The sequence below is a fragment of the Phytoactinopolyspora endophytica genome, from assembly GCF_004138495.1.
GTDB classification, from domain to species: domain Bacteria; phylum Actinomycetota; class Actinomycetes; order Jiangellales; family Jiangellaceae; genus Phytoactinopolyspora; species Phytoactinopolyspora endophytica.
Genome location: NZ_ML142867.1, coordinates 17,936 through 21,596 on the forward strand (window position 1 = coordinate 17,936; position 3,661 = coordinate 21,596).

4 protein-coding genes are annotated in these 3,661 nt (G+C 70.0%); all 4 read left to right on the forward strand.

Annotated features, from left to right (window positions below):
• Positions 1-753: discoidin domain-containing protein (locus ELR45_RS27810; protein WP_165368162.1), on the forward strand; the 753-nt coding region annotated here is incomplete at its 5' end.
• A complete protein-coding gene (locus ELR45_RS27815) occupies positions 750-1,619 on the forward strand; it encodes an NAD-dependent epimerase/dehydratase family protein (RefSeq protein WP_165368163.1) in 870 nt (289 codons plus the stop codon). The genes ELR45_RS27810 and ELR45_RS27815, both read left to right, overlap by 4 nt.
• Positions 1,616-2,884 (forward strand): enolase C-terminal domain-like protein, encoded by a 1,269-nt coding sequence (locus ELR45_RS27820; protein ID WP_205857391.1) that lies wholly within the window; start codon positions 1,616-1,618, stop codon positions 2,882-2,884. Before ELR45_RS27815 ends, ELR45_RS27820 begins: the two co-directional genes overlap by 4 nt.
• A 165-nt stretch (positions 2,885-3,049) precedes the next feature.
• Positions 3,050-3,661, forward strand: a 612-nt coding sequence (locus tag ELR45_RS39305; protein ID WP_205857392.1) for a sulfatase-like hydrolase/transferase, incomplete at its 3' end; no start/stop codon positions are given.

Below are 3,661 nucleotides of genomic sequence, written 5' to 3' on the forward strand. Positions count from 1 at the left end.
GGCGCACAGCTGGACGACGGCACATCGGAACGGTTCGCCCAGATGCGGTTCTGGACCGAGCTCTACACGGACGTGTTCACCTCGCGCCTGCACTTCCTGCAGGGCCTGGCCGTGGCCGACCGGTACGACGACGTCGACGACCCAGCCTTCCGGGCCGAGCTGGAGCCGATCGCGGCCGCCGAGCTCGACACGATCGAGGCGCTGGAGGACAAGCTCGCCTCGATGCCGGTGAACGCGACGTTCTTCAAGGGCACCCAGTACGTTGTGCGCTCAGAGGGCGACCGGGACCGTGACCTCGGTCTTCTGGTGGCCAAGCGGCTGGCCACGCAGGCGTTCGTGGACGGGTCGGTCAACGTGGCCGCCGGCCGGCCGGTGAACGCGTCGTCAGCCCCGGACCAGACCCGGCTCCCGGCCAAAGCCGTCGACCGCGACTGGTCGACCGAGTGGCGGTCCCGCCCGGCCAGCGGCGAATGGCTGCGCGTCGGCCTAGGAGAGGTGATGCCGGTCGACATGGTCGTGGTGCGGTGGAACCCGAGCCAAGCCGCCCGTTCGTACCAGATACAGGTGGCCGATGCCGCGAGCGGACCGTGGACCACGGTGGCGACCGTCTCGGACCCGACGGGCCGCGACGACGCCATCGACCTCCCTGCGGGGACCACGGCGCGCCAGGTCCGCCTCGTCGGTGGGCAGCCACGGGCGAACAACCTGACGATCCGCGAGCTCGAGGTCTACTCCCCAGGGGACGACACGTGACTCGAACGGTTCTGGTGACCGGCGCCGCCGGCCAACTCGGCCGCGCAGTGGTGCAAACGCTGCGGGCGGCCGGGTCGGCGGTGGTGGCGGTCGACCGCTCCCCCGCTGAGGTCGGCGACACGGGAATCCGGGTCGCCGACCTCACCGACACGGATGCGGTAAACGACGTCATCGCCGGGTGCGACGCAGTGATCCATCTGGCGGCGTTGCGCAGCCCCGGCTTGGCGTCCGCCGCGACGGTGTTCTCAAACAACACGCTTGCCACGTTCCAGGTGCTGACCACGGCGGCCGCCCACGGTGTGCGCAACGTCGCGATCGCGTCCAGCATCGCCATGTATGGCATGACGTTCGGGCCGTCGGGATTGTCGCCGGAGTACGTCCCGGTCGACGAGGACCACCCGGTGACGCCGTACGACCCGTACGCGTTGTCCAAGCAGACGGACGAGGCCACCGCCGCGATGGTGCACAGGTCCACCGGCATGACCATCGTGGTGCTGCGGGTCGGCTGGGTCGCCTCCAAGGATGCGATCCGAACGCGGATGGCAGAGGTCGCCGAGGATCCCACAGTCGCCAAGTCGGTCCGCGAGCTGTGGTCGTACCTCGAGGAGGACGACGCGGCGCGGGCCTTCGCCGCGGCGCTGGGCGTCCCGGACGGATGCCACGCGGTGCAGGTCGTCGCGCCGGATTCGTTGTCAGGCACCCCGACGGCGGAACTTGTCGACCGCTACCACCCGACGACCCGGATCGATCCCGCGCTCACCGGGACCACGGGCGCCTGGACCGCCGGCCGGGCGGCCGAACTGCTGGGTCTGGGGCCGATGTGGAGCTGGCGCGATGGCCCCGCGATGACGAAGGAGACCGCTTGACCGAGAACCCTTGGCTTCCCCCGTGGCACAGCCACGACACAACGGTCACGATCACCGATGTCCGGACGATCGTCACCGCCCCGGCGGGTATCCCGCTCGTCGTGGTCAAGGTGCTGACTAGTGAAGACGGCCTCTACGGGCTGGGCTGTGCCACCTTCTGCCAGCGCCCGCTCACTGTCGAGTCCGCGGTCCAGGATTACCTTCGGCCACAGCTGATCGGCCGCGACCCGTCCGACGTCGCCGACATCTGGAATGCAGCCCACCTGTCGTCGTACTGGCGGTCCGGGCCGGTGCTGAACAACGCCCTGTCCGGCGTCGACATGGCGCTGTGGGACATCAAGGGAAAGCGGGCCGGGCTGCCGGTGTGGCAACTCCTCGGCGGCCGCGCTCGCCAGGCGGTGCCGGCCTATGTCCATGCCCGTGGCCGCGACATCGCCGAGGTCACCGAAGCCGCCCAAGCGCACATCGAGGCCGGGTTCGGGCATGTCCGAGTGCAAATCGCCGTGCCGGGCGTCCGGACGTACGGCTACCCCGAGGTGGTACCGCCGCAGGGCACGACACGCCGCGGCATCGTCTCGAACGGTTGGGATCCGGACGCCTACCTGCGCCTGGTTCCGCGGCTGCTGGAGCACCTGCGCACCGAACTCGGCGACGGGGTCCGCCTACTTCACGACATCCACGAACGGCTGACGCCCACGCAGGCAATCCGGCTGGCCAAGGCGGTTGAGCCGTTCGACTTGTACTACCTGGAGGACCCGGTCGCCCCGGACGACCTCGGCTGGCTCCCGCTGCTCCGGGCGCAGACGTCCACGCCCATCGCGATCGGCGAGCTGTTCGTCAACCGGGCGGAGTACCTACCGGTGCTCTCCGACCGTCTCGCCGATTTCATCAGGTGCCACGTATCGGCAGTCGGCGGCATAACACCCGCCTGGAAACTCGCACTGGCCGCGGACCTGTTCGGCATCCTCACCGCCTGGCACGGTCCGGGAGACGTGTCGCCGGTCGGCCACGCCGCGAATCTTGCCCTCGACATCGCGGCGCCGAACACCGGAATCCAGGAGCTGTACCTGTTCCCGGACGCGGTGCGCGAGGTTTTCCCGGGCTCGCCCGAGGTCCGCGACGGGCACCTGTGGCCGACCGACACGCCGGGCCTCGGTGTCGACCTCGACGAGACACGCGCCGCGCAATTCCCACCCCCGGACCCCCTGACCCGAGACGGATGGACCGCGACGAGGCGGACCGACGGCGCAGTGCAGCGCCCGTGATACGGAACCGTCCCGCGGCACCGAGCACCCACGCGCGAGAGGAACACCCACCATGACATCGCTCTCCGTCCACAACCTGGCCAGCTTCGAGCACGTCCGGGGCGACGGCGCCCACAAGCTCCGGCTGGCCCGAGTCGCCCAGGTGGCCAAGTGAGCGTCGATCCCGTGACCACTGACCCAGACCGGAAGCCGAACATCCTGCTGGTCATGACCGACCAGCAGCGCTGGGACGCCCTGGCCGCGGCGGGCACGTTTCCGGTCCGCACGCCGAACCTCGATCGGCTCGTCGCGGAGGGCACCTGGTTCCGCCGCACGTACAGCCAGAGCCCGCTGTGCGTGCCGAGCCGGGCCAGCGTGCTCTCGGGGCGGTATCCGCACCAGCACCACTGCGTGGACAACGACTCCTCGCCGTGGCCGGAGGCGCCGTCGTTCGTCCGGTCGCTGCGGGAGGCCGGGTACCGCACGGCCAACGTGGGCAAGTTGCATTTCACCTGGTTCCACGACGTCGAGGTCCTGCTCGCCGACCCCATCCTGCGCGCCATGGGCTTCGACGAGCCGTTCGAGACCACAGGGAAGATGAGCCGCGGCAACATCCGGGCCAGCGCGTACACCGAACACCTCAAGGCCCGAGGACTGCTCGACGCCTTCCACGCGGACTTGATCGGACGAGCGACCGCCGGTCCCCTGCAGTCGCGCCCGTCCTTTCTCAGGCAGAACGACCACATCGATGGCTGGGTGATGGGCCGGGCCGAGGAGTGGCTGCGCGACGCCCCGGAC